General features: G+C 61.3%; 16 protein-coding genes and 2 pseudogenes. 9 read left to right on the plus strand and 9 right to left on the minus strand.

The features are described 5' to 3' along the window. The first annotated feature begins 1,170 nt into the window (after positions 1 to 1,170). The 3 genes from MSIL_RS21490 (at position 1,171) to MSIL_RS17330 (ending at position 3,750) form a co-directional block, all read left to right on the plus strand. Positions 1,171 to 1,512 carry a hypothetical protein gene (locus tag MSIL_RS21490; protein ID WP_148213135.1) on the plus strand — a complete coding sequence of 114 codons (342 nt, stop codon included), beginning with the start codon at positions 1,171 to 1,173 and terminating at the stop codon, positions 1,510 to 1,512. Between the two features lie 452 nt (positions 1,513 to 1,964). Continuing rightward, a complete protein-coding gene (locus MSIL_RS17325; protein WP_012592376.1) occupies positions 1,965 to 2,675 on the plus strand; it encodes a cation efflux transmembrane domain-containing protein in 711 nt (236 codons plus the stop codon). Between the two features lie 550 nt (positions 2,676 to 3,225). Beyond that, on the plus strand, positions 3,226 to 3,750 hold the full coding sequence (locus MSIL_RS17330; protein ID WP_041369426.1) for a GFA family protein: 525 nt from the start codon (positions 3,226 to 3,228) through the stop codon (positions 3,748 to 3,750). A gap of 377 nt (positions 3,751 to 4,127) precedes the next feature. On the opposite strand, the gene MSIL_RS17335 is transcribed toward MSIL_RS17330, so the two are convergent. The 5 genes from MSIL_RS17335 to MSIL_RS17355 all read right to left on the minus strand — a co-directional run bounded on the left by MSIL_RS17335 (position 4,128) and on the right by MSIL_RS17355 (position 10,821). Beyond that, the gene (locus MSIL_RS17335) at positions 4,128 to 4,409 is read right to left on the minus strand and encodes a hypothetical protein (protein WP_041368156.1); all 282 of its coding nucleotides are present in this window, start codon (positions 4,407 to 4,409) and stop codon (positions 4,128 to 4,130) included. Between the two features lie 148 nt (positions 4,410 to 4,557). Next, complete coding sequence (locus MSIL_RS17340; protein WP_012592378.1) at positions 4,558 to 4,827, minus strand: hypothetical protein; 270 nt, start codon at positions 4,825 to 4,827, stop codon at positions 4,558 to 4,560. A 151-nt stretch (positions 4,828 to 4,978) separates the two neighbouring features. Continuing rightward, complete coding sequence (locus MSIL_RS17345) at positions 4,979 to 5,296, minus strand: hypothetical protein (protein ID WP_012592379.1); 318 nt, start codon at positions 5,294 to 5,296, stop codon at positions 4,979 to 4,981. A gap of 202 nt (positions 5,297 to 5,498) precedes the next feature. Beyond that, on the minus strand, positions 5,499 to 6,209 hold the full coding sequence (locus MSIL_RS17350) for a response regulator transcription factor (protein ID WP_012592380.1): 711 nt from the start codon (positions 6,207 to 6,209) through the stop codon (positions 5,499 to 5,501). A 223-nt stretch (positions 6,210 to 6,432) separates the two neighbouring features. After that, positions 6,433 to 10,821, minus strand: coding sequence for an efflux RND transporter permease subunit (locus MSIL_RS17355; RefSeq protein WP_012592381.1), 4,389 nt, complete (start codon positions 10,819 to 10,821; stop codon positions 6,433 to 6,435). A gap of 344 nt (positions 10,822 to 11,165) precedes the next feature. Between MSIL_RS17355 and MSIL_RS17360 the strand changes: the two genes are divergently transcribed. From MSIL_RS17360 to MSIL_RS17370, 3 genes are all read left to right on the plus strand, one after another. Next, a complete protein-coding gene (locus MSIL_RS17360) occupies positions 11,166 to 12,815 on the plus strand; it encodes a hypothetical protein (RefSeq protein WP_012592382.1) in 1,650 nt (549 codons plus the stop codon). A 98-nt stretch (positions 12,816 to 12,913) separates the two neighbouring features. Continuing rightward, positions 12,914 to 14,383, plus strand: a complete 1,470-nt coding sequence (locus MSIL_RS17365) for a sensor histidine kinase (protein WP_148213136.1) — start codon at positions 12,914 to 12,916, stop codon at positions 14,381 to 14,383. A gap of 1,126 nt (positions 14,384 to 15,509) precedes the next feature. After that, entirely contained in the window at positions 15,510 to 16,451 is a 942-nt protein-coding gene (locus tag MSIL_RS17370; protein WP_012592384.1) for a hypothetical protein, read from the plus strand. Positions 16,452 to 16,895: 444 nt separating this feature from the next. Here MSIL_RS17370 and MSIL_RS17375 read toward each other — a convergent pair whose 3' ends face one another. Beyond that, a complete protein-coding gene (locus MSIL_RS17375; protein ID WP_148213137.1) occupies positions 16,896 to 17,582 on the minus strand; it encodes an alpha/beta hydrolase family protein in 687 nt (228 codons plus the stop codon). Between the two features lie 161 nt (positions 17,583 to 17,743). After that, positions 17,744 to 18,436 (minus strand): annotated as a pseudogene (locus MSIL_RS20370) (molybdopterin-dependent oxidoreductase); the annotation flags it as partial. Positions 18,437 to 18,973: 537 nt separating this feature from the next. Between MSIL_RS20370 and MSIL_RS17390 the strand changes: the two are divergent. Both MSIL_RS17390 and MSIL_RS17395 read left to right on the plus strand, forming a co-directional pair. After that, positions 18,974 to 19,591: a TetR/AcrR family transcriptional regulator gene (locus tag MSIL_RS17390; protein WP_012592387.1), complete on the plus strand. Its 618-nt coding sequence runs from the start codon at positions 18,974 to 18,976 to the stop codon at positions 19,589 to 19,591. Between the two features lie 14 nt (positions 19,592 to 19,605). Next, positions 19,606 to 19,794, plus strand: coding sequence for a hypothetical protein (locus tag MSIL_RS17395; protein ID WP_041368161.1), 189 nt, complete (start codon positions 19,606 to 19,608; stop codon positions 19,792 to 19,794). Positions 19,795 to 19,902: 108 nt separating this feature from the next. Here MSIL_RS17395 and MSIL_RS22395 read toward each other — a convergent pair. Then, a pseudogene (locus tag MSIL_RS22395) lies at positions 19,903 to 20,140 on the minus strand (hypothetical protein); the annotation flags it as partial. A gap of 229 nt (positions 20,141 to 20,369) precedes the next feature. Between MSIL_RS22395 and MSIL_RS17400 the strand changes: the two are divergent. Next, positions 20,370 to 21,575, plus strand: a complete 1,206-nt coding sequence (locus tag MSIL_RS17400) for a M14 family metallopeptidase (RefSeq protein ID WP_012592388.1) — start codon at positions 20,370 to 20,372, stop codon at positions 21,573 to 21,575. Here MSIL_RS17400 and MSIL_RS20375 read toward each other — a convergent pair. Then, entirely contained in the window at positions 21,563 to 22,123 is a 561-nt protein-coding gene (locus tag MSIL_RS20375) for a cupin domain-containing protein (RefSeq protein ID WP_049768208.1), read from the minus strand. The genes MSIL_RS17400 and MSIL_RS20375 overlap by 13 nt on opposite strands. Between the last annotated feature and the right edge of the window lie 51 nt (positions 22,124 to 22,174).

Here is a 22,174-nt window from a genome sequence, read left to right on the forward strand (position 1 = left end):
TGCTCGGCCGGAGATTGCCCGGAAGAAAACATGGACCGGCGTATTGAGGAACTCGCGCGAACGCTGAAAACGGTCGCGCGCTACAGTGCTGATTGTGAGGATTTGCTCATTCAATTTTTGGCCGTGCATCCTGACGCTTCGGGAGAGAAAATTTGTCGCGCCGCCCTGTACGCCGCGACGGGTCGCGCAAAGCTAGAGAGGCGGACGACGCCGTTGCTCCGCGAACTCGCGGTGAGGGGTGTATCTCTCGACGAGCGTTCTGAAATTCGACCGTCTACGCCGCCGCCAGAGCGATGCCGAACAGAAAACCATCGCCCTTCCGCGGATTTAAGTGCCGGGAACGGCGGCGAGGCCGACGAAAGGCTTATGTCGCAAAAACCCGGTCGAGGCGCTAAAGGCCGGACAGCAGCGCGAAGCGTAGCGGCCGAGATCGAAACGGCCGCCCTCGGCGTCGCGGAAGCCGTCTCCATAGGCCTATGGAGCATTCTAGCCGAATGCGACCGCGAGCAATTCAGACATTACGTTCGGAAGGCTCGGCGTTTCCGAGCGTCAAGAAGTTCTCGAGCCGCAACTGATTCCTAATCTCCTTGATCGCTGAGAACGGGATCGAACTGGCGTGGGGCGGAGGAAGGGCGCGAATGCACTCGCACCGCTGACGCGTCCAAGCGCTAACGGCTAGAAACCTGACGTCAGTTTGAACCCTCGACGAAGGTAGAACAAATGGCGGACATAAAAGGACGCGTCACGTCCCTCTACCGGGCTACTCCCGACCATAGGCGATAAGCCCTTGGGATTCAGGTCAAGGTGTAGGCGCTGCTTTAAAGCAACAGACTAAGAAATGGCCTGATCTCGGAAAGGGCGCCAGCGCTGGTTTTCACCCGTGGAAGCCGAGGCCGCGGTAGCGGCGGACGATGGCCTTCAATCATCACTTCCAATTTTACTAAAGCAAGGACTCGCAGGCCAACCTTGCTGCCGGACCAATCCTTCGGATCTCCTCATTCCGCTCTCGAAGGCTAGATCAATTGTCCGTCCGGACAGTCCGGCGAACAGATAAAGCAACGCTCCGGGCCCTTGAGCTTGGTCATAAGCTTTAAGGCGCCGTCGATCAGCTGCTGCTTGGCGGCAGCGTCGAAGCCCGGCGAAGAGGGATCACAGGGGAAATCGGTCCAAATGACCAACCACTCCAGCGGCGGCTTCGTCTCGATCTTCCACGATTTGACATGCTTTATCAAAACGTCCGTCATGTCGAATTCAGCAGGCATATTCCGTGCCGGCAGACCGGCCGCGAGTTCGGTTCGGAGACGCGAGGGATCGGGTGAGATTAAGGAAGGGCAAGTCATGAGCCTTACTCTCGAAACGCGGCGGCCGACGATCGGCGGTGGCCGCGCTGAAATCCCCGAGCCACAGCTTTGCGATGAAAGCTTTGGCGCGTTTGACGCCATCGCCGCCGCCACGGTCCTGCTTTCCTCCGCCGCTTTGGTATCGGCCGTCCGGGCAGGCAAAAGCCTATGAGCCGAGCCGAATCGTGCGCTATCTCCCAAGGCGTGCCGCCACCGACGCTGCCGGCGTAATCTTCATCAAGGAAAACGGTGAAAGGCCACGCATGCGGCTGGAGGAAGAGATCTGCGGTATGAGCCGCGCGCCGCGCTCAAGGGGGCTCTTACCTTCGAAGGCAGCGCTGCGATCTGATCGGCCTCGGGCCGGCGGGCCGCTTAAGTGTGTACAAATCTAGGTCGCGCAAAGGCCTTAAGCGTGCGTGGCCGCCAGAGGCGTGGCGAGCCTTGGGTGAGACGCGCGCGTGCCGCCAATTCGCCCGCGAACCAACCGCCTCAAATCCACTGCGTCCTGTCTTCACCCCGAGAACGGCTTGACCAGCCGCCAGGCTCCGCAAAGGCGCGCGGAACGCCAAAATGTGATACTCTTAATGTTCAGAGGGCGCTTTCCCCGTCCACGGGATCGAACGAATGGCGGGATGCTGCGTAGACGAACATTGTGGCTCAGCTGGCGGAGGCGCGAGGGCTAACAATTCCCCGGACTGGCGGCGCGCGCTGTGGATCGCGCTCGCAACTAACGCCCTGATGTTCTTCGCGGAGATCGCGGCAGGCGCTGCGGCGGGCTCCGCGTCGCTGCAAGCCGACGCCCTGGATTTTCTCGGCGACTCGGCGAACTACGCGATCAGCCTCGGCGTCGCCGGCCTTGGCCTGTCGTGGCGCGCCCGCGCCGCTCTTCTCAAAGGCTGGGCGCTGATCGTGTTTGGGCTGTGGGTCATCGGCTCGACTGTCTGGCATGCCGCCGCCGGCGCCTTGCCGCGCGCTGACGTCATGGGCGTTGTGGGCTTCCTCGCCTTCGCGGCCAATGCCGGCGTCGCGTTAATGCTCTATCATTTTCGCGCCGGCGACGCCAATATGCGTTCGGTTTGGATTTGCTCGCGCAATGATGCCATCGGCAATGTGGCGGTGCTCGCGGCGGCCGCTGGCGTGTTCGGCACAGGCTTCGGCTGGCCCGATTTGATCGTCGCCGGCGTCATGGCCGCGCTCGGCGTGAGCGGCGGAGTGCAAATCGCGCGGCATGCTCATAGCGAGCTCGACGAAGACGGCGATTACTCCTCCAGCAGCGAGCAACGCCGCAAGAATGTAGCGCAACGTTTGGTCAGGCAGTTATCGGCCCCAAAATGAGCCGTCTCCTTGCCCGCATCACGCGAGCCGACATTGCCCCGGGATCCGCACCCTCCAGCAGATGGGCGCCGACATGCTGATTGAGATCGCCCCGGAAGGGTTGATTAGGATCATGCGAGCGGAGCGCGAGGGATCGAGGAAGCCGCTGGAGCCGCCTAACCAAGACGCGGTGATCTGGTAGCATGACGACGACGGCGCCGGATCAGGCGCGCCACTGAGCAAAGAGGCACGAAACGGATGATCTTAGATCTCTCGTCGAGGCAGCCAGGCGGTGCGTGCCAAGGGCTGAAGACGGCCAAATTCTCGCCTGGAATCGGCGGCAATCCTGCAAGAACCGCTGCCGCCCTTGAGAAATTTATTGAGGGCGAGCGATGACTGGGACTGGATGCTCGATCCGACGACCTTTCATCCCGGTTGCCAAACTAAATTCAAACGACCACGAATAATTTGGCAGCACCACTTCGTCGAAGAAATTGCGGATATGCGGGCGAGGCGAAGGATGGCGAAGCAGTGGCAATCGACGAGTGCGGCCTGCCCAGGGGGCGTTTTCATGACTGAGGAACAAGCCGGCGGGAGATGCTCTTGCACGTGCGGGCGCGTCGCGGCGACGGTCAGAGGCAAGCCGATCCTGCACGCCATGTGCTACTGCACGAGTTGCCGGACGGCAGGGCTCGCCTTCGCCCTGAAGTCGGGGGCGCCGTCTGTCGTCGGCAGTGACGGCGGGACCGATCTCCTGCTCTACCGCAAGGATCGGGTTGGCCGGTTTACGGGCGGCGAGTTGCTGCGCGAGCATCGCCTGACGCCGACTTCGCCCACGCGGCGCCTCGTCGCCGCGTGCTGCAACACCCCGATGTTCCTTGAATTCACCCGCGGCCATTGGCTTAGCGTTTATGCCGGCCGCGTACCTGGAAACGTCACCCCGCTCGAGGTGCGGATCATGACCGGCGATCGGATCGACAAAACGCCCCTACCCAACGATGCTCCTAGCTTTGCGACCCATTCGGGCAAGGCCATGCTGAAGCTGCTGGCGGCCTGGGCGGCCATGGGATTTCGTAAGCCGAAGGTTGAGTGGTGATGGCTGTCCCCGAAATGATCGGCATGGAAAACGTCAATCATCCTGGCGAGTGTTGAGGGTAGAGGCCGCTAAATACAACGCCGTCCACGAGGTGGTCCTGTCCGTCTTGCCGTCGCAGCCTCCGACGCGACGGCTATTTATCTGCGCGGAGCACGGAAGTTGGAATTTCCCTAAGGCGGGGTGTGCGGCCTGACCACTACTGGGTAAATCGGCACTCAACGCAGCTGCGCATGGGCGTGAATGGGCGGCTTTTGCCGCGCAACGTGCGCGACCGCGCCCGAATGTTTCAGGAGTTCGATCCTTTCGGGCGCGCCTCTTGGTAGGACGCCCCTCATTATCGCCGTCGTCCTTGGGAATGGCCTCGCCGCGGCGTCCGCTCAATCCGAGAAGTTGCCCGGGCCTTCGGGATGGGCGGGGTCGGCGCCGAGGCCCATACGGCCGCGCGTTCCGGATTCATCGAAGGCCTTGCGGTCGCAATCGTCGCGGGAAAAGCAGGGTCGAAGATGCGGCGGCGTTTCGGCCCAGCGATCGACGTCTGGCGGATAGCTACAGGCTGGAACATTGTGGCCGCAGGCCGCTGCGCTGCGCTGTTGTAGGCTGCGCGCCTGCGCCCCGCCGCCCAGGCAAAACATCGCCACAAGGGCCGCGAGCCACGTCACAAGAGGCGCTGGTCGGAAGACAAGAGAATCTGGCGCGGAAGGAATTGCGAAAAAGCGCGAGCCGCCCGGGCGCGCTTGAGGGCGTCCACGCTCGAAAGATTGATCTCCGGCTTTCCTGCGCAATGTTTCCACGCCAAATCTTTGTGAGCTATGGGAGCCCGTTCGCAGGGTTCCTGCCCTCGAGCATCGCGCCGAGGCTGCCGCTTGCGCCGCCTTTGATTTCGCCATATTGAACGGTCCAATCGGGGACCGTCGGCGCGCGCAGCGGCTGCGGCGCGAGCCCTGCGCGGCCGCCGATATTTCTGCGCCAATGCGCGCTATGCCTGTGAGGCGCCTGAAAGGCGGCGGCGGGCTGGATGCCCGCGCACACCGCGGCGCAAAGCAGTGTGGCGCCCGCGCAGATAAACATCTTCGCCATGGGCATTCCTGTCATCTACCGCATGCAACAGTACAAGCAATGTTTGAGAGCCACGCGTAGCAAAAGGCGCCAGGCGATCCCGTCGGAGGGCGGAATCGCCTGGCATGGAGCGCGCAGGGGGCCAACAGCGCACGCTCCACAACCGAGGTTGTCAGTCGCTCACATTGCCTGGGCCTTCAGGGTGGAAAGGACTCTCGCCGAGACCCTCTCGGCCCCGCGTGCCCGAGTGATCGAAATTGGCGCGGTCAAGCCGCGAAAGGCTGGGTCCCGCGCCGCCCGAATCGACGCCGCCTGAGGCAAGGCCGTACCATTTGTTGGGTTTGATCGTTTGCGCCACATGGTGGCGAGCCTTCGCCGTGTGATGGCCGTCGGTTTCGACTGCCCCTGCCGAGCCGGCGGCGCCGACGACAAGAACGATCATGGCCGCGCGCAATGCCCCGCGTGGGCGGCGCGCATCGAGACTATGCATGGAGTGCTCCTTTCACGAGCCGCTCAAGGATATCTTTCCGGCGGCTCTGAATGAAGTGAATATAGATCTTACGGGTCGTTTTCGAAACAAGTATAGTATAAATGATGATTTACCGTCTTCGTCTCTGGATTAAATATAAATTTAAAAACGCCATGCTCTCGAGCGCCGCGCAATGATTGCGTTTTCGGCATAAGCCTGCGGGTCACTGCCGCCATTGCAGGGTGAACCCGGCGCCGCGCACGCTGTGAATAAGCGGCGTCTCGCCTGCGGCGTCGATCTTGCGGCGCAGCTTTCCGATATGCACGTCGATGAGGTTGGTGTTGGGGAGAGAACGATAGCCCCAGACGTCCTCCAGCAGCATGGCGCGCGAGAGCGTCTGTCCAGCATGGCGCATCATATATTCGAGCAGCTTGAATTCGGCCGGAAGAAGCGCGATCGCCCGCGCGCCGCGCTGCGCCATGCGCGAAATGCGATCGAGCATGAGCGGCCCCACGACGAGGGCCGTGTCCTGCGCGCTTTGGCTCCTGCGCAGCAACGCGTCGACGCGGGCGGCGAGTTCTCCCAGCGCGAAGGGTTTCGTGAGATAGTCATCGCCGCCCGCCTTGAGCGCGCGTATGCGCTCATCGACCGCCGTAAGCCCGCTGACGAAAAGAACAGGGAGATGGGCGTCGTCCCGCCGAAGCCGCTCGATGATCGACAGGCTGTCGACTCCCGCCAACATGCGATCCGCGATAATCAACATCGGGTCCAGCGCGCGCGCCGCCTCAAACCCATCCTCGGCCGTGCTGACGGCGACGGACTCATAGCCGTTCGCCCGCAGTTCGTCCTCGATCGCCTTGGCGACGAAGGATTCGTCCTCGACGATCAGGATCGGCCTTTGCCAGCGCGCTGCGGTTTTGATGTCCGTTTCCATGCTTCTGGCCACTTTCTCTCAACCCACAACGCGCCGCAGATTGGCGCTTGCGAGACCGGCTTCCTTACCGCCGCTGCGATAGACGCTTTGCTTCGCGCATCGCCGTACATTCATAAATCGTTCGCATTCGGCTGATTTGAGGTCGCTGCAGGTAAAAATCGCTTGAGCGACGCTTCGTAAGCCGCGGACGCCTCGCCTCGGCGAGGCGCTGGCCCCACGCATTTCATAATCGGCCCTGCCGGACCGGAGCGCCCAATGGAGCGGTCTTCACGCCGCCCACCTCTGGCGGCGCGGAGGCTGCGTCGGCCATTTCAACGGGGCGAACGATGTCGCCGGCGGCAAGCGTTTCCTGCGGACTGTCGATGATTCGGTCGGAGGCGTTAATTCCGGATCTCACCTCGACGTCTTCGCCAAGGTCGCGGCCGAGCTGCACGGGCTTGATCACGACCTTGTCGCCGGCTCCCACGGTCGCGACGCTCATTCCGTGAGGGCCGAAGATCAGCGCCGTCGCCGGCACCCGCAAGGCGCGGGGATCGCCCGGCAGATGAAATTGAACCTCGACGAAGGCGCCCGGCCACAGCTTGCCGTCGGGATTGGAGGCTTCAAGCTCGACGAGCGCAGTGCGTGAGCTCTTGGCGATGGAGTCCGACGTCGAAACGAGGCTCGCCTCGAATTTTTGCCGCCGGCCCGGTAGATCGAGGGTCGCCTCAAGCCCCGGCTGCATAAAGCCGATATAGGCTTGCGGGACGTTGACGTAGATGCGCATCGCATGGATGTCCGAGACTTTGAACAAGGGCTGGCCGGACTTCTGGCCGGAGTCGACAAGATCGCCGATCTCGACATTGCGCGCCGTCACGACGCCGTCGAACGGCGCTTCGAGCCGCTCGAAGGAGGCGAGCGCTTCGAGCCGCGCGACATTCGCCTGCGCAGCGACCACAGAGGCGTTCCTGGAGGCGAGCGCGCCCTGCTTTTCGTCATCCGCCTGCTTCGAGACGATGTTGCGGCCAACGAGGCTGCTCCACCTTTCGGAGGTCACCTTGGCGAGTTTTGCGTCCGCCTCCGCGCTGACGAGGACGGCGCGCGCCTGAGCCAGCTGCTGGTCGACCTCAGGCGAGTTGATTGTCGCGAGGACGTCGCCTTTCTTGACGTGGTCGCCGATATCCTTCTTCCAGGCGGTCACGTAACCGCTGGCGCGGGCGTAGATCGAACCCGTATTGAAGGCGGCGACGTCGCCCGGCAGCGTCAGCTCGGTCTCCTTTGGACCGGGCGTCGGCGTCTTGAGGCGCACGCGGGGGACGGCGAGCTCCTCGGTCCGCGCGGCGATTTCCTGCTCGCCTTTTGCGCGCACCATCACGCCCGAAACGGCGATCCCCACAGCCGCGAGCGCAAAGCCGAGGAGCAGAACCCGCAGGCGTCCGGACGACGGCGGAGCTATGGCGAAAAGCGGCATTGGATCTCCTTCAAGAAGGCGGAATGCCTCCGCGGCGGCCTTCGCGACGGCCGTAGTGGAGGAAGCGCGAGGCGCGCGCAGCAGGGCGAAAAGGACAGGCGCGAACACCAGCGTCGCGCAGGTCGCGAGCATCAGTCCGCCGATCACGGCGCGTCCGAGCGGCGTGTTCTGGCCGGGTTCGATCGCCATCGGCGCCATGCCGATGATCATGGCGAGGGCCGTCATCAGAACAGGGCGAAACCGCGCCGCCCCGGCCGCCAGCGCCGCCGCCGCCGGCTCGACGCCGCGTGCGAGCTCTTCGCGGGCAAAGCTGATGACGAGAATGCTGTTGGCGGTGGCGACGCCCATGCACATGATGGCGCCGGTCAGCGCCGGCGCAGATAGCGGCGTCCGCGTGATGAATAACATCCAGACGATGCCGGCGAGCGCCGCCGGCAGGGCGAGAATGATGACCAGAGGATCGAGCCACGACTGGAAGTTGACGACGATCAACAGGTAGATGAGCAGGATCGAGAAGCCAAGGCCGAACAACAGCTGGCGATAGGCGCTCGTCATTGTGGCGGCCTCGCCGCGGATTGTGACGGTTGCGCCCATTGGCGCCTCCGCGCGGGTTTCCGCGATGATCTTTTCGACATCGGCCCTGACGGCGCCGAGATCTCGGCCTGCCGCCGAAGCGTAAATGTCGATCGCTGGCCGGATGTTGTAGTGAGTGACGACGCTTGGCGCCGGCTCCGGGGTGAAGGTCGCGACGGCGCCGAGGAGCTGCGAGTCGCTGGGTCCAGAGACAAGGACGTTCTGAAGGCCCGGCAAGGTGTCGATCGCATATTGCGGCGTCTGGATCGAAACGGGATAGGATACGCCGTTCGATGGGTTCAGCCAGTAGACGGGCGTGCTCTGACTGCTGCCGGACAAGGTGTCCTGCAGGCTTGTCGATGCGTCATGCTCGGTCAGCCCGACGACGCCGGCCAGATCGCGGTTGAAATCGACCTTGAGCGCCGGCGCCGCGAAGACCTGCTGCACGCGCGCGTCGGCCGCGCCGGGCACGTGATTAATGCGCTCGAATAGGGTGTCCGCATACGCCCTGTCGGCCGCGGCGTCGAAGCCGGCGATCTGTACGTCGATCGGTGCGGGCGCGCCGAAATTCAAAATCTGTGTGACCATGTCGCCGGGCAGAAACGCGAAGGACACGCCCGGAAAGGCGTTCCGCAACCGCTGCCGCAAGGCCGTCTCATAGGTCGCGACCAATTCTTCGCCGGGCGCGAGCGTGACCAATATGTCCGCGTCGCTCACGCCGATCGTCCCCGAATTTGCGTAGGACAGATTGATGCCACTGTTCGGCATCCCGATGTTATCGACGATCGACTCGAGCTGGTCCCTCGGAATCGCTTTGCGGATTTCCTGTTCGACCTCGCTGGCGATGCGCGCAGTCTCCTCGATCCGCGTCCCCGCATGGGCGCGCATGTGGATGCGCAGAATCCCGGCGTCGACGGAAGGGAAGAACTCCTGGCCGAGAAAGGGAATGAGAAGCAAAGAGGCGACGCAAAAACACAGGAAGCCGGCGACAAACGCTTTGCGATTGTCGATCGCCCAGCTGAGCAACGCGGCGTAGCGCGATTGCACGGCCTCGAACGCGCGCTCGAACCGCGATTGCGGCGCTCCGTCTCCATGCGCCGGCGATGCGTGGCTCAGCAGCGCGCGCGCCATCGTCGGCGTTAGCGTGTAGGTGAGAACGTAGGAGGCGACCATCGCCGAGACGACGGCAGTGGCGAGCGGCCGGAACAGATAGCCGGCGACGCCGTCCAGCGAGAGCAGCGGGACGAAGGCGATGCAGATGCAAAGCAGCGAGACCGTGGCGGGCGGCATGATCTCCCGCGCGCCCTCGACGATGGCCGTCTCGATGTCTTCGCCGCGATGAAGATGCCGGTTGATGTTCTCGATGGTGACGGTCGCGTCGTCGACGAGAATGCCGACGGCGAGGGCTAGGCCGCCGAGCGTCATGACGTTGATCGTCTGCCCGGTCAGCGACAGAAAGACGAGCGAGCTCAGGATCGCGAGGGGGATCGAGATCGTGATGATCAGCGTCGACCGCCAGCTGCCGAGAAAGACGAGGATCATCAGGCCGGTGAGGCTCGCCGCGATGACGCCCTCTCTCACGACATTTGTCACGGAGGATTTGACGAAAGCGGATTGGTCGTTGACGAGCCTCAGCCGGACGCCGGGCGGAAGCGAGGCTTCGATCGCGGGAATCGCCGTCTTGACGCCGTCGATGATGTCGAGGGTTGAGGCCGATCCGTTCTTGACGACTGAGATGAGCACCCCCTTTGCGCCGTCCATCTGTACGATGTTGGTCTGCGGCGGTGAGCCGTCATGGACGAAGGCGACGTCGCGCATGAAGACAACAGCGCCGTTCACCACCTTGATCGGGATGTCGTTGAATTCCTGAAGCCGCTTCGGCGAATCGTTGAGGTCGATCGTATATTCGTAGCGGCCGATCTTCTGGGTTCCGACGGGGGTGATGATGTTCTGCCGGACGAGCGCGTCGACGACGTCCTGCGCCGAAAGATTATGCGCGCGCAGCGCCTTCTGATCGAGGTCGATTTGCGCCTGCCGCGCTGCGCCGCCATAGGGCGAGGGCATTTGCGCGCCGGGAATGCTCGCAAGCTGCGGACGAATGAAATTGGCCGCAAGATCATTCAGCCGCGCCTCCGGCAGGGAGTCGCTCGACAGGGCGAGCTGAATGATTGGCACGCTCGAGGCGTTGTAGACGAGGATCTGCGGCGGGTTGATCCCCGCGGGAAGCTGCTTCAGGATCGTTTGGGAGATCGCGGTGACCTGCGCCTGCGCCGCGCTGACGTCGACCGTCGGCTGGAAATAGATCTTGACGACGCCGTAGGTGACGAAGGATTGCGACTCGATGTGCTCGATGTCGTTGACCGTCGTCGACACCGCCCGCTCATAGTTCGAGATGACGCGCCCGGCCATGTCGCCGGGCGGCAGGCCGTTATAGGTCCAGATGACGCTGACGACCGGGATGCCGATATTCGGGAAAATATCCGTCGGGGTCTTCAATATGGCGAGTGCCCCGTAAATGGCGATCAAAATCGCCATCACGACGAAGGTCAAAGGACGTGAAAGCGCCAGCCTGACGATGCCGATCATCATGTTTTAGAATGCAAGCCCTTGCAGTAAAGCGATTGCTGGCGAAGCGCAGCCGACACGCCTTTTCGTAACATTGGCGAAGCAGTTGAAAAAGTAACTTATGTTTTAGCTTCCGGATTTGCGTGTGGAGGGGGCGCAGCATCCACAGGAATAAAATCTAAAATATCTTTTATATTAAATAAATATTGTTTTACGCTTCTACTCTGGCGCTCAATGCTAAAGCTATACATAGAGAGCGGCCAGACGGGCTATCCTATTTAACGACCGGAGACATGCGCGCGACGCGAGCACATTTCGCGCCGCCGAAGGCCTGTCTCGCCGCCTCGATCAATAAGGGGGCGGAATCAATGAATAAACTCGTGAGCAAAAAGGCGGCTCTGGCGCTCGGTCTCGGCGTGCTCGCCGGTTGTCAGGGGGCGCGAGCGGATGACACGTCCGACGAAATTCGGGCGCTGAAGGCGCAGTTGAAGCGCCTCGAGACGAAAGTCGAGCAGCAGGCGCAGAAGCAAAAGCAGACGCAGGTCGAGATTCATGAGGTGCGGACTCATCCCGCAGCAGTGGCTAACGGCGCGACGCCAGCCGTCTCCATCGCTCCGCTGGGCGGTCCGGCGCCGGGCGCGATCGTCGCGACGGAATCCGCGATCCGTGGCCTGCCTGTAGCGGGAGCGCCCAGTCTCTACATCAATGGCGTCAGCATCACGCCGGGCGGGTTTATCGCGCTCGAAGGCGTATTCCGCGATCGCTTCATCGGCGCCGATATTGGAACTCCCTTCCAGAACATTCCGTTCGGCAATGTACGATCTGGAAACGCCAACGAATTCCGCATGAGCGCGCGGCAGAGCCGGGTCAACGTCCTCGTCGAGGGAAGCGTCAATCCGACGACACACCTTGCGGCCTTCGTCGAGATGGATTTCCTCGGGGCGGCGCAGACCGCCAATTCCAACGAGAGCAACTCGTTCAATCCGCGCATCCGGCACCTCTACGCGACCGTGGACCAGGACGATTTTGGCGCCCATCTTCTGGCCGGCCAAAGCTGGTCTCTCGTCACCATGAACGCCAAAGGCATTATTCCACGGCAGGAGAACCTTCCGCTGCAGATCGACGCGCAATATGTTCCGGGCTTCGTATGGGCGCGCAATCCGCAGATTCGCATCGTCAAGGATTTCGATAAGACTTTCTGGGCGGCGCTGTCGGTCGAAAATCCACAAACGACTTTTGGCGGCTTCACCACAGTCGGCGCAACGGCGGCGACGCTTCCGAGCACGCTCGTCTATAACGTTGCGCCTCCGGGCGGCTCCCTGTTCAATTCGCTTAACGCGGTGTCGCTTAACCACATGCCAGACATTATAGGAAAAGCCGCTTGGGACACTGCGGTTGACGGCCACAATATTCATCTCGAAGGGTTCGGCCTCTTCCGCGACTTCTACAGCCAGGTCAACAACTCCAATCAGGATACGCCCGGATGGGGCACGGGCGGCTCGGCGCTCGTGTCTCTCCTGCCAAAGCAGCTCGAGGCGCAGTTCTCGGGGATGACCGGCAGAGGGATCGGACGCTATGGCTCTGCGCAATTGCCTGACGTGACCTTCAACTGGAATGGGACGATCGATCCGATCCCGGAGACCATGCTGCTGGCGGGCCTCGTCTGGCATCCGACGTCCGATCTTGACCTTTATGCTTACGGAGGCGAGGAGTTCCAGACGGCGACCTTCAGCACGACGCAGACGGGAGCCGCCGTCAACGCGTTCGGCCTCGGCAACCCACTGTTCTCGAACGCAGGCTGCTCAGTTCCCGGATCGACCGTGTGCAATGGGAACATTCATTTGATCCGCCAGCTCACTGGCGGCTTCTGGCAGAAGATCTATCAAGGGGCCTTCGGACAGCTGCGCGCCGGACTGCAATATTCTTTCACGCAGAAATATTCGTTCCAGGGCATCGGCGGCGGCGCCAAGGCGCAGGAGAACATGGGGCTGTTCAGCATTCGCTACTACCCGTTCTGATCGGACGGGCAAGCGCAGCGAAGGATCGTGGACGCGGCGCCCTTTTGGTCGGCCGCTCCCGTCCTTCGCGGTCCGCTCTTTACCAGAGTCGTCACATCATGATCCAACTCATCCGCCCGGCCCCTGAAGGAGTCGGCGACGCCGGCCTTGGGGGGAGAGCTCTCCCTTCCCGCGAGGCGGAGACGGGAGCGGCGGCAATGCCGATGCGCATTTCGGATCTTTTCCGCACCGCGTCGTTTCGTCTCGCGGTGCTGTTTGCCTTCGCGGTGACCGCCGCGACAACGGTCGTCTTTCTCTTCATCTACTGGCATGTCGCGACCTTCGACGTCCGCCGAGTCGATGTGCGACTTTCGGAGGAGGTCGCTCGGGCCGCGGCGGAGCCGGACGATCAGCTGCGCCGCCAGCTTAGGCGGCGCCTTACGAGCGATCTGCGAAAGCTCGACTACGTCGGGCTGTTCGACGCGCAGGGAAAGCCCGTCTTCGGCAATGTCGGCGCCTTGCCGGAGGCGCTTCCGATCGACGGCGAGCCGCATCCGATCGAGGTCGCGCCGCTCAGCGGCCGTTCGGGAACCGAGCCGGCCCTGCTCGCCGCGCGTCGGCGCGCGAACGGCGGCGTCGTCCTGATCGGCCGCAGCCTTTATGAGGTCTACGCCCTGCGGCGGCTTGTCGTTCGCGCCCTTGCGCTCGGCATCGCGCCAACAATCCTTTCGGCGCTGATCATCGGGCTAATCTTCAGCCTGCGCACGGTGAGGCGTCTTCGCAGCGTCAACGAGGCGATTTTCCGCATCATGCAGGGCGATCTGCAGGACAGGTTGCCCGTCGGCCCCTGGAAGGACGACGTCGACAATATCGCGAACGGCGTCAATCTGATGCTTGACGAGATCGTCCGTCTCCTCGATCAGATCAGAAGCGTGAGCGACAACATCGCGCATGATTTGCGCTCGCCCCTCGCGATCACGCGGCTCAGCCTTGAACGCGGTCTCGCGGCGGCCGCCGAGAAGGATCTTCGCCTCGCGACGGAACGCGCTCTTGCCGAGCTCGACCGCGCCCTCACGACCGTGTCTGCACTGTTGCGGATTTCGGAAATCGAGCTCGGACGCCGACGGCATGAATTTGTCCCCATCGATCTCGCCGAGGTCTGCGCGACGGCCTTCGAGCTCTACGAGCCGCTGGCGGAAGCAAGATCAATCTCCTTCACGCTCGACGCAGGGCGCCCCGCGCCGCTGTCCGGCGATCACGATCTGCTCGTCGAAGCCATCGCCAATCTCCTCGACAACGCGCTGAAATTCGCGCCGGAGAATGGCATTGTCCGCCTCTCGGCGTCTGTCGTTTCGGGGTGCGCCGAGGTCGCCGTTTGCGACAATGGACCGGGCGTCGATCCGAGCGAGCGCAGCGAAATCTTCAAGCGCTTCTATCGTTCGAAATCGGCCCGCGCCATTCCCGGAACAGGCCTTGGCCTCAACCTCGCGGCCACGATCTTCAGCCTGCATGGGCTTGATCTCAAAGTGACGGACAATCACCCCGGCGCCCGCTTTGTGGCCTCGCAACGCTTGCCGACTTCGTCATAATCTTTGTGATGGACTGGACGGATAGAATAGTTAAATCAGTGCGCTAGCATGGGCTATGTGCAAGAATTGCACATACAGTCATGTTCTCTTCGCTATCCGCTGGTACGATCGGCTGTAGACCGCTGCGCCGAAAGCGCGCGCAATTGCCCCGACTGGCCCGTGCTTCGACCCCGAGTTCTGTCATCTGGCGTGAGCCAGGGCCATGGACGCGATAAGACGACCTGCACGATGGGTGGGATATCCCGCAAGCCGATGGCTGAGCGAGCCCTTCCGCGCAGCATCATTTCCGCGGCATGTCGTCGGCTATGTCGGCGCGCCGACCCGACAGTATATTATCCAAAGCGCGCGCGATCTGAGATAAGCAGCCGAACTCCTCGTCCAAAAGAATGGCGACGGCTGGGCGTAAGTAACGCTAAGGAAGGGACGGCTGAAGGCGACAGCGCGACATGCGCCGGTACAAGGGCCTGCCAAATGAAGAGGACTTAGCAGGAAGGCTGTAGCGTTTTGGCGTCGTGCCGGTGATGGGCCGAAACATTCGACCAAAGTGGCTTTGACTCGAAAAACCCATCGTCGAAGCGACCTCGGCGACGACATTTCCCCGTCGGCGAGGAGACGCTTCGCGACGGCGACCGGTCGACTTAGGATATAGCGATGCGGGGACATTCCTACGGAGCGGCAAAAGGCTTCCGAAAAATGGCCTGAGCATAGGTGAGCGATAGCCGCTAGCTCGACAATGCCGAGCTCCTGCCCGAGATTCTCCGCCACGAAGTCCAGGACCCGCGCAAGCCGTCGCCGATCGAGTGCTCCCTTCATCCTTCGCGATCGCTCATCAACAGCCGATTATCAACCCACAATATAGGTCGCGACGGCCAGAGAGAGCAATCGTGGCGGATGAATAGGGCGCCGCAACGAGACTATGTCTCTGCTGCTGCTAAAGGTGACGGCCGCATGAGTAGTGCGATTCGAGCACTTCTAAATGAGCAGCGATTCGGGAAATTGCGTTTGACTATTTTGCGGGACTTCTGCCCGCTCCGAAACGCCGCGCCGTTCCTCTACCTGCCATGCCCAAGGGGCCGCCACAAGGGACCCCCGCGCCACAGAGCTGGCCGTCGGGAGGCGCGATCGATTGGAGCCTGGTCCGTTGCATCGTTCGGGTCCGCTCCGCTATCAGCGGCCGGCGCGCGCGCAGGAGGATCGGGAGGAGATGGTGTGCCAAACCATACTTTTGCATCAATACCGCTCGGATAAATTTGCCGATCTGCGCGAGCTATGGGGCGACGTGATGATCAGGTTTGAGCCCTTTCCGATCGTTATCAGCGGAAATAACCGAGACGATCTCCTTTACGAGTGGTGGCTTCTCGAAAAGCAGATTGATCCCGACGCTCAAAAACCAGGAAATCTCAACGAGATCGAACGCAAGCCTTCTGTGGGCCCGGAGGCTCAAAAATATGAGAAGGCGATCTGCGAAGCTCTATTGAGGGTTGCCAAGCATAAAGCGGGGCGTCAGGTCTTGGCCGCGACCTTCTCGCTTCCAGCGGATCTCTATATTCTCCCCGTGGGAGAGCGTGACAAGGTTATGCTTCCGGAAGGCGAATTTGTAGGGGAATGCTATTCCCTTATTCCCCATATTTCTTTGACAAATCGCGACGACAAAGTCCCACCGATAAAGGTGACGCCCGAAAATCCGAAGGGATGTCGCCTAAGCGAGACCAACAAGCGTTTGAGCAAGCTGGACGATCTGGAATCAACACTGGTACACGAGATGGTCCATGCCGCTCGGCCTAAAGCCGAGTATCTGAAGAAAATCAAAACCGGGGACGTATGGGACGATCTCGAGGAGTTTTTCTCGATCATTGTAGAAAACATTTATCGATCGGAGCGGAGAGATCTTCTGCTCCGCGGCGGCCACGACAGTTCTGTTCTTCCCAAAGAACAAACGACATCTGAAGGTTTCATGAAAGACGCAACGCTTCGGGAGAGGATCAAAAAGGTCTTTAAGCACGAGCCGCTCGCCCAAAAGCTGGGCCGGTTTAAGGAAATTAGGTTTAATCCATTCTCACTCGTCTGACCAAGCACTTTGCAATTTGACCGTCGTTTCGACAGCGGCCCGAGGCGCTTCTGGCGATGGGGGACCAATCGTTCCCGCTCGCCCATCTGCGGTTGTCGCTGGCGGGTTGCGAGATTGTATGGCTTTCCGATGAAGCGACGCTGATCGCTCCCGGCTCTCGGCGGTCCCCTCTGGGAGATCGCCGGTTCGTTCTTTGATCAAAGATCACCCGATTGCAACGTCTCCACAGCGGAGCGCCTGATAGTGCGCAACGCCATCTGACCGCGATCCTCACCCCGAAGGCAACTCATGAAGAAGGGCCGCATCGTTGATAATGCGACCCTTTATACCCGACAAGCTCAGCCCTGGCTCTCTATGTTCTCACACACAACCTGCCTCAGCAGGAGGTCTCTTTCATCACCAATAGCACATACACATAGCGGCTCCGGGCTGGGATCGGTGCGATTAAAAGCGATTCCTGTTCAGCGTCGCGCGGCCGCCAGCAGCGTTTATTGCCGTCTGAGCTGCGGTGCAAAGAGTTAGCCGAGGTTGACCAGTGCTGGCAGGATTGCCGACGACGTTGTCTCCGTGGATGTAGAGAACATTTGGTACTTGCTTATACGCGGCAATGGCGGCGGCGCTCAGCGCGCCACAATTGCTCTCGACATGTATCATCATCTTTACGAGGCCGGGACGGCCAGCGACAGCGTTATCAGCGAAAGTGCCCGCCTGCGAGTGCACCATTAAGATCGATGGCCCAATCTTATCGAGCAAGGCGTCGATCGACGCCGGCACCGTGACGCTGCTGACAGGATCCAAGGTGGACTCGCCGTTCGGGACGCCCTGAGCGCTAAATTGTTCGGCGATCTCTTCATTGAGCCCCGTCGCGGTAGCCTCCGGGGCCTGAACTCCGGGGAAAGGAACGAAATCTGACGGTCCCATTCGGAAAGCAATCCAGGCTGACTCTAGGCCGGTCCGGCTCAGGCTCGGCTGTCCCGAAACGTCCTGCGTAAACTTTGCCTGATTAATGGGAGTGACGTTAAATCCGGCGCGTCCGCGGCCCGGAAAATCAACGACATAAACCTTGAATCCGTGGCGAGTAAAATAGGTCGCCCATCCTTCCCGGCCGTCAGGTGTGGTTTCCCAGCTCATCCCCGTTAGGCCGGATCCATGCACCATGATGATCGGCAGCTTATGGGTTACTGCGACCGGGACCCGATAGTGAACATACATCTGATTGACGACGAAACTAGCAGGAGTGGGAGGCGCTCCGTTCGCTCCAGCGGTCGGATAGTCACTCGTTATTTTGGCCCGAGAGCGAGAGCGCCGTCGGTGCCGGGCTTGATCTGGACATGCCAGTCGGCAGCCTTGGCCGTGCGGGTCCTGACCGGATCTATGACCACGACCTTCGCGCCAGCCTCCTGCGCCCGAACGATGAACGGCCAGCCGTGGATGTTCGTCGAGGTCATGTTCATGCCCCAGACGATGATGTACTTCGCATGGACGAAGCTCTCGATGTCGAGGCCGCCGGACGGGCCGACGGTCATGAGCCAAGCCGTCGACGAGCCGCTCTCGCAGTAGGTCTTCTCAGCGATCGTCGAGCCAAGGCGATTAAAGAAGGCGTCGCCCGCCGTCAGGCCGTTCAGCACGCCCTGATGTCCGAGATAGGCATGGGGCATGATCGCCTGACTGCCGTACTCGGCGATGACGCCGCTCCACTTGTCGCGGATGGTCGAAAGCGCCTCATCCCAGATGATGGGCTCGAACTGACGCGATCCCTTCGGACCAACGCGCTTCATGGGCGTCAGTATCCGGTCGGGGTTGTAGTGGTGGCTCGCGAAATCCTTGAGCTTCACGCATAGGCGCCCCTGCGTCATCGGATGGTTCTTGTCGCCGGTAACCTCGACAAGCTTCCCGTTCTTGACGTGATATTCGAACGCGCATGTGTCGGGGCAATCATGCGGGCACGCGCCCCGCACAATCCTCGTGTCGATCTCAGCGTTCATGATTAGCTCCGTCGTTCCAGACGTTGCGGCGGCCGGCGCCCGTGGGCGACGGCGCGACAATTGCTTGTAACCATACCAAGGAGCCAAACGCTGTAAATAGTACGGGCGTCCTAAACTGCCTAAATGATGTTCATTTTAGTACAGTTGGCGGCTAAAATGATATGCGACGCCGGTCAATTTCGTGGCGCCACTGATGAGGACAAGCTTTCAAGGCGCATACAATGCTCCGAACAAATCTTGGGAAATGATCTCCGCCGGATCGTCAGCGAGGCGTCAGGCGCCGTCGCGAATTCGGTCGCGTCGTGGACATGCTTTAAGGCCATGGCGCCGCCGCGGACATACGACCTCGGGGTGTTGGTCGACAAGGCCTCGACCTCGCCCACTGGCCGAGCGATATTCGTATGATCGTACTAATATAGAACGCTTGCTCTTTCGCGCCCAACCTTGGATAATTCTGTACGGTCGTACGATTTTGCGTGACCGAAGTCCGTCGCGCGGTCAATATCTGCTTCTTATGCGGATGATGTGGAGCCTCAGATGGTCCAAGCGGAGCCCGGCGTTCGAACGCCAACGGCGAAAGGCAGTGATCGGGTCGAGACGATCCTGATCGCCGCAAAAGACATCCTGGTGAAGCAGGGCTTCGCAAACCTATCTTACCGCAACATCGCTAAAGGCGCCGGCATCGCTGTCGGTAACGTCAACTATTACTATCCATCCAAAGATAACCTGATGGTCGACCTTGCACACTACATCTTCGATCGATGGGATCACCGCTTCAGAAGGCGAGTGCCCGCAAAGCTGAAAGACGATAGAGAGATCTTTAAATTTTCGATCGAATTCATGATCTCTGAGAACCAGCGCGACCGAACGGTCAGCCTTCTTATGGAGATGTGGACGATGGCGAACCATTCGCCGGCGGTCTCCAAAATGCTCGGCGCCTTCTATCAAAAAATGCGGGCGTGGATCAGCGGAATGATCGAGCGGGCCAAACCCGATCTCTCGCGCGAGAGCCGCGATTTGAGGGCCGCGTTGATCACGGCGCAGATCGAGGGACTGATGATCCTGATCGGTCCGAAGCGGGTTCGTTACGATGAACTCGTCGGACTGGAGCGCGTCGCGGTCACCCAGATCGAGCGACTGGCCTTCGAAGATTGAACTAGCGAACGCGCATGTGCGCCCTTCCAGCCGCCTCCGCCGACGCGATGAAGAAGGGCCAGAGGCTGATCGTCATCGCGACGCGTGATAGCGCGGGAGCCGCTCGAGCCTATAGCTTCTCGCTCGACGAGCTCACCGCGGCATGGGCCGGGACGGAGAACTCGCGAAATGAGCCGCTCCAGTACAATGCCAGTAGAGGTTGATCTCTCAGAAGCGCCCGCGAATCTGAAATCCAACCTCACCAGCTTCGCTAGGAGATCGAGGGCCGAACATGGTGGGTTCCAGCAGTGCCCCGAGGAGGTGACGGATGGTCACTTTTTCGCTACGTCACGGTCCACGTCGAACAGCAAACCGCCGCGCCTCGTGTAGAACCACCAGGTGACGGCGATGCAGCTCACGTAGAAGGCCAGGAACGCATTAAAGCGCTGCAGCCGTTCCGCCGGTCATGGCGATCGAAGCGCCGAAGCTTTTGGGGATGAAGAAGGCGCCATACGCCGCGATCGCCGAGCTGAAGCCGATGATGGCGGCCGATTCCTTATCGGATTGCTTGACGAGGTTGGCGGCGACGACGCCGGGATGCCGCACTGCGTCCCGAAGCCAATAAAGCGTGAAGAGAGAACTCTTTCCGGCTCACGGAAGGTGGCAGGAGGCGAGCGTGGGCGTGGGCTTAGCGGCATATCGGGACCTCATCCCAAGCTTAAGTCGGAAGGGTCAAACCTGCGATCGACGTCTATACTGGCGTCCGAAACGTCGCTTTTCGAACGGTCGGGATCCCACTATGCCAAGTACGCGAGAAGAACGCATCGATCGCCGCGACTTTATGGTCGCATCGATTGCAACGATCAGCGCATCGGCAGCTGTCGCGGCCAATGCTGGTTCTGCGAACGCCCAGGAGGCCGAGATTTCCTCCGCCAGTCTGGCGCCCGGCGGTCCATCCGCAACGGTCTATACCGGCGACACAATCCAGGGGAAAAAGGTCGTCAGCGCGCTCGACGTCAACGATCTGGAGCCTGGGCGCAAGCATCTTTTGTATTTTCAGGGCGTTCAAATGCCGACCGGACAGTACTGGTATGTGTCCGTGACGGTCGCCAAGGGAGCAAAGCCGGGCAAGCGCGTCGTCCTCGTCAGCGGCGTGCATGGCGACGAGCTGAGTTCCGTACACACGGTCCAGACCGTGATGAACCAGCTCGATCCGGCGCAGATGTCGGGCACGGTGATGGCGGTCACGGACGTGTCGCGCCCGGCCATGGAAGGCATGCAGCGCCGATGGCCCAATTCCGGCAGGGGCGCCGATCTGATCGACATGAACCGGGAATGGCCAGGGAATGAGAACGGCGCCACCGCGCCCAGCCGGCACGCGGGCCTCTTGTTCAACCGGCTGCTGCGGCCGAACGCCGACGCAGCGATCGACTTCCACACCGGGACGACCGGATTCGATGTCACCGCATTCAACATCGCCGGCATGGATGTGCCCGAGATTAGAGCGATGGCGGAACTCTACCCCGTGGGCCAGATTTTCGACAATCACGTGTATCCCGGCGTTCTGCACAACGCATTTGTCGACGTCGGCATCCCATCTTTCACGCCGGAGATCGGCGCTGCGCGCGTCCTGAACCTGGAGATGATCTCACTGTTCGTCGAAGGAACCATGAACGTCCTCAAGCATCACGGCATCCTCGTCGGGCCAATGGGACGCACAGGCAAGGACGTGGGCGTTTTTATTGGCAATAGTGCGCTCCCGATCCTTGCCACTAAGGGCGGGATCGTCGAGCATCTGGTCAAGCTCAACGCCAAGGTCGAGGCCGGACAGAAGGTGGCCATCCAGCGCAACAGTTTCGGCGAACTGGTCGCGGAATATACAAGCAGCGTGGCCGGAGAGATCACAGGCCTGCGTAGCGACGCGATGTCCGAACCCGGGGACCCCCTGGCATTCATCCTTTTCCACAAGGCGACCCCCGGCGACCATGAGACTTATCCTGAGTAATCCAACACTTGGCGCCCGCTTCTGACGGTGGCGATGATTGTGTCCGGATCCTTGGCCCAATGGGAGAGCCTTGGCTCGGCACTGACCGCAACGACGAAGCGGTTGACGGCACACTGGAGTGCGTCGACCAGGGAATGGAAGACCACCGCGCCTCCGGCGCCGGTTAGCAAGCTGGCGAAGAACCCCTCGACCGCATTGATCGAGGATGCCGAGGTCGGTGTGAAGCGGAGGCCCAGCGTGGATGGGGGCCGCCGCCCGGGAGCCGGAAAGAACCGCCATCCTCCGATCCTGGCGAGCGCCCAAAGCCCCGACGAGCGGCGGTCGAACGCGAAATTGTCAGGCCCGCGATCGACTCCGCCCGGCGTGCTAGTCAAGACCGTCGCCTTTCGGCCGGGCGGCAACTGGTCGATGACGAGCAGCTTGACCGGGACCTCGCCGACCGTTTCCGCAACGTGCCAGCGATCGACGCTTTCGGCGATGAACTCGCCGGCGTGATAGATCCGCGCCGAAGATCCAAGCTGTTGCACCTTCAGGTCGCCCTGAAGCACGTAGCAGTGTTGGACGACCGTCAGAAGGTCGAGGCCGATCTTAAGGACGGC

Source organism: Methylocella silvestris BL2 (assembly GCF_000021745.1).
In the GTDB taxonomy this organism is placed as follows: Bacteria; Pseudomonadota; Alphaproteobacteria; order Rhizobiales; family Beijerinckiaceae; genus Methylocapsa; species Methylocapsa silvestris.

Excerpts from the sequence above, each read along its gene's own strand:
- MSIL_RS21490 (WP_148213135.1), top strand. The coding sequence starts at position 1,171 with ATGACCAACCACTCCAGCGGCGGCTTCGTCTCGATCTTCCACGATTTG.
- MSIL_RS17325 (WP_012592376.1), top strand. The coding sequence starts at position 1,965 with ATGGCGGGATGCTGCGTAGACGAACATTGTGGCTCAGCTGGCGGAGGC.
- MSIL_RS17330 (WP_041369426.1), top strand. The coding sequence starts at position 3,226 with ATGACTGAGGAACAAGCCGGCGGGAGATGCTCTTGCACGTGCGGGCGC.
- MSIL_RS17340 (WP_012592378.1), bottom strand. The coding sequence starts at position 4,827 with ATGGCGAAGATGTTTATCTGCGCGGGCGCCACACTGCTTTGCGCCGCG.
- MSIL_RS17345 (WP_012592379.1), bottom strand. The coding sequence starts at position 5,296 with ATGCATAGTCTCGATGCGCGCCGCCCACGCGGGGCATTGCGCGCGGCC.
- MSIL_RS17350 (WP_012592380.1), bottom strand. The coding sequence starts at position 6,209 with ATGGAAACGGACATCAAAACCGCAGCGCGCTGGCAAAGGCCGATCCTG.
- MSIL_RS17355 (WP_012592381.1), bottom strand. The coding sequence starts at position 10,821 with ATGATGATCGGCATCGTCAGGCTGGCGCTTTCACGTCCTTTGACCTTC.
- MSIL_RS17360 (WP_012592382.1), top strand. The coding sequence starts at position 11,166 with ATGAATAAACTCGTGAGCAAAAAGGCGGCTCTGGCGCTCGGTCTCGGC.
- MSIL_RS17365 (WP_148213136.1), top strand. The coding sequence starts at position 12,914 with ATGATCCAACTCATCCGCCCGGCCCCTGAAGGAGTCGGCGACGCCGGC.
- MSIL_RS17375 (WP_148213137.1), bottom strand. The coding sequence starts at position 17,582 with ATGAGCTGGGAAACCACACCTGACGGCCGGGAAGGATGGGCGACCTAT.
- MSIL_RS17390 (WP_012592387.1), top strand. The coding sequence starts at position 18,974 with ATGGTCCAAGCGGAGCCCGGCGTTCGAACGCCAACGGCGAAAGGCAGT.
- MSIL_RS17395 (WP_041368161.1), top strand. The coding sequence starts at position 19,606 with ATGTGCGCCCTTCCAGCCGCCTCCGCCGACGCGATGAAGAAGGGCCAG.
- MSIL_RS17400 (WP_012592388.1), top strand. The coding sequence starts at position 20,370 with ATGCCAAGTACGCGAGAAGAACGCATCGATCGCCGCGACTTTATGGTC.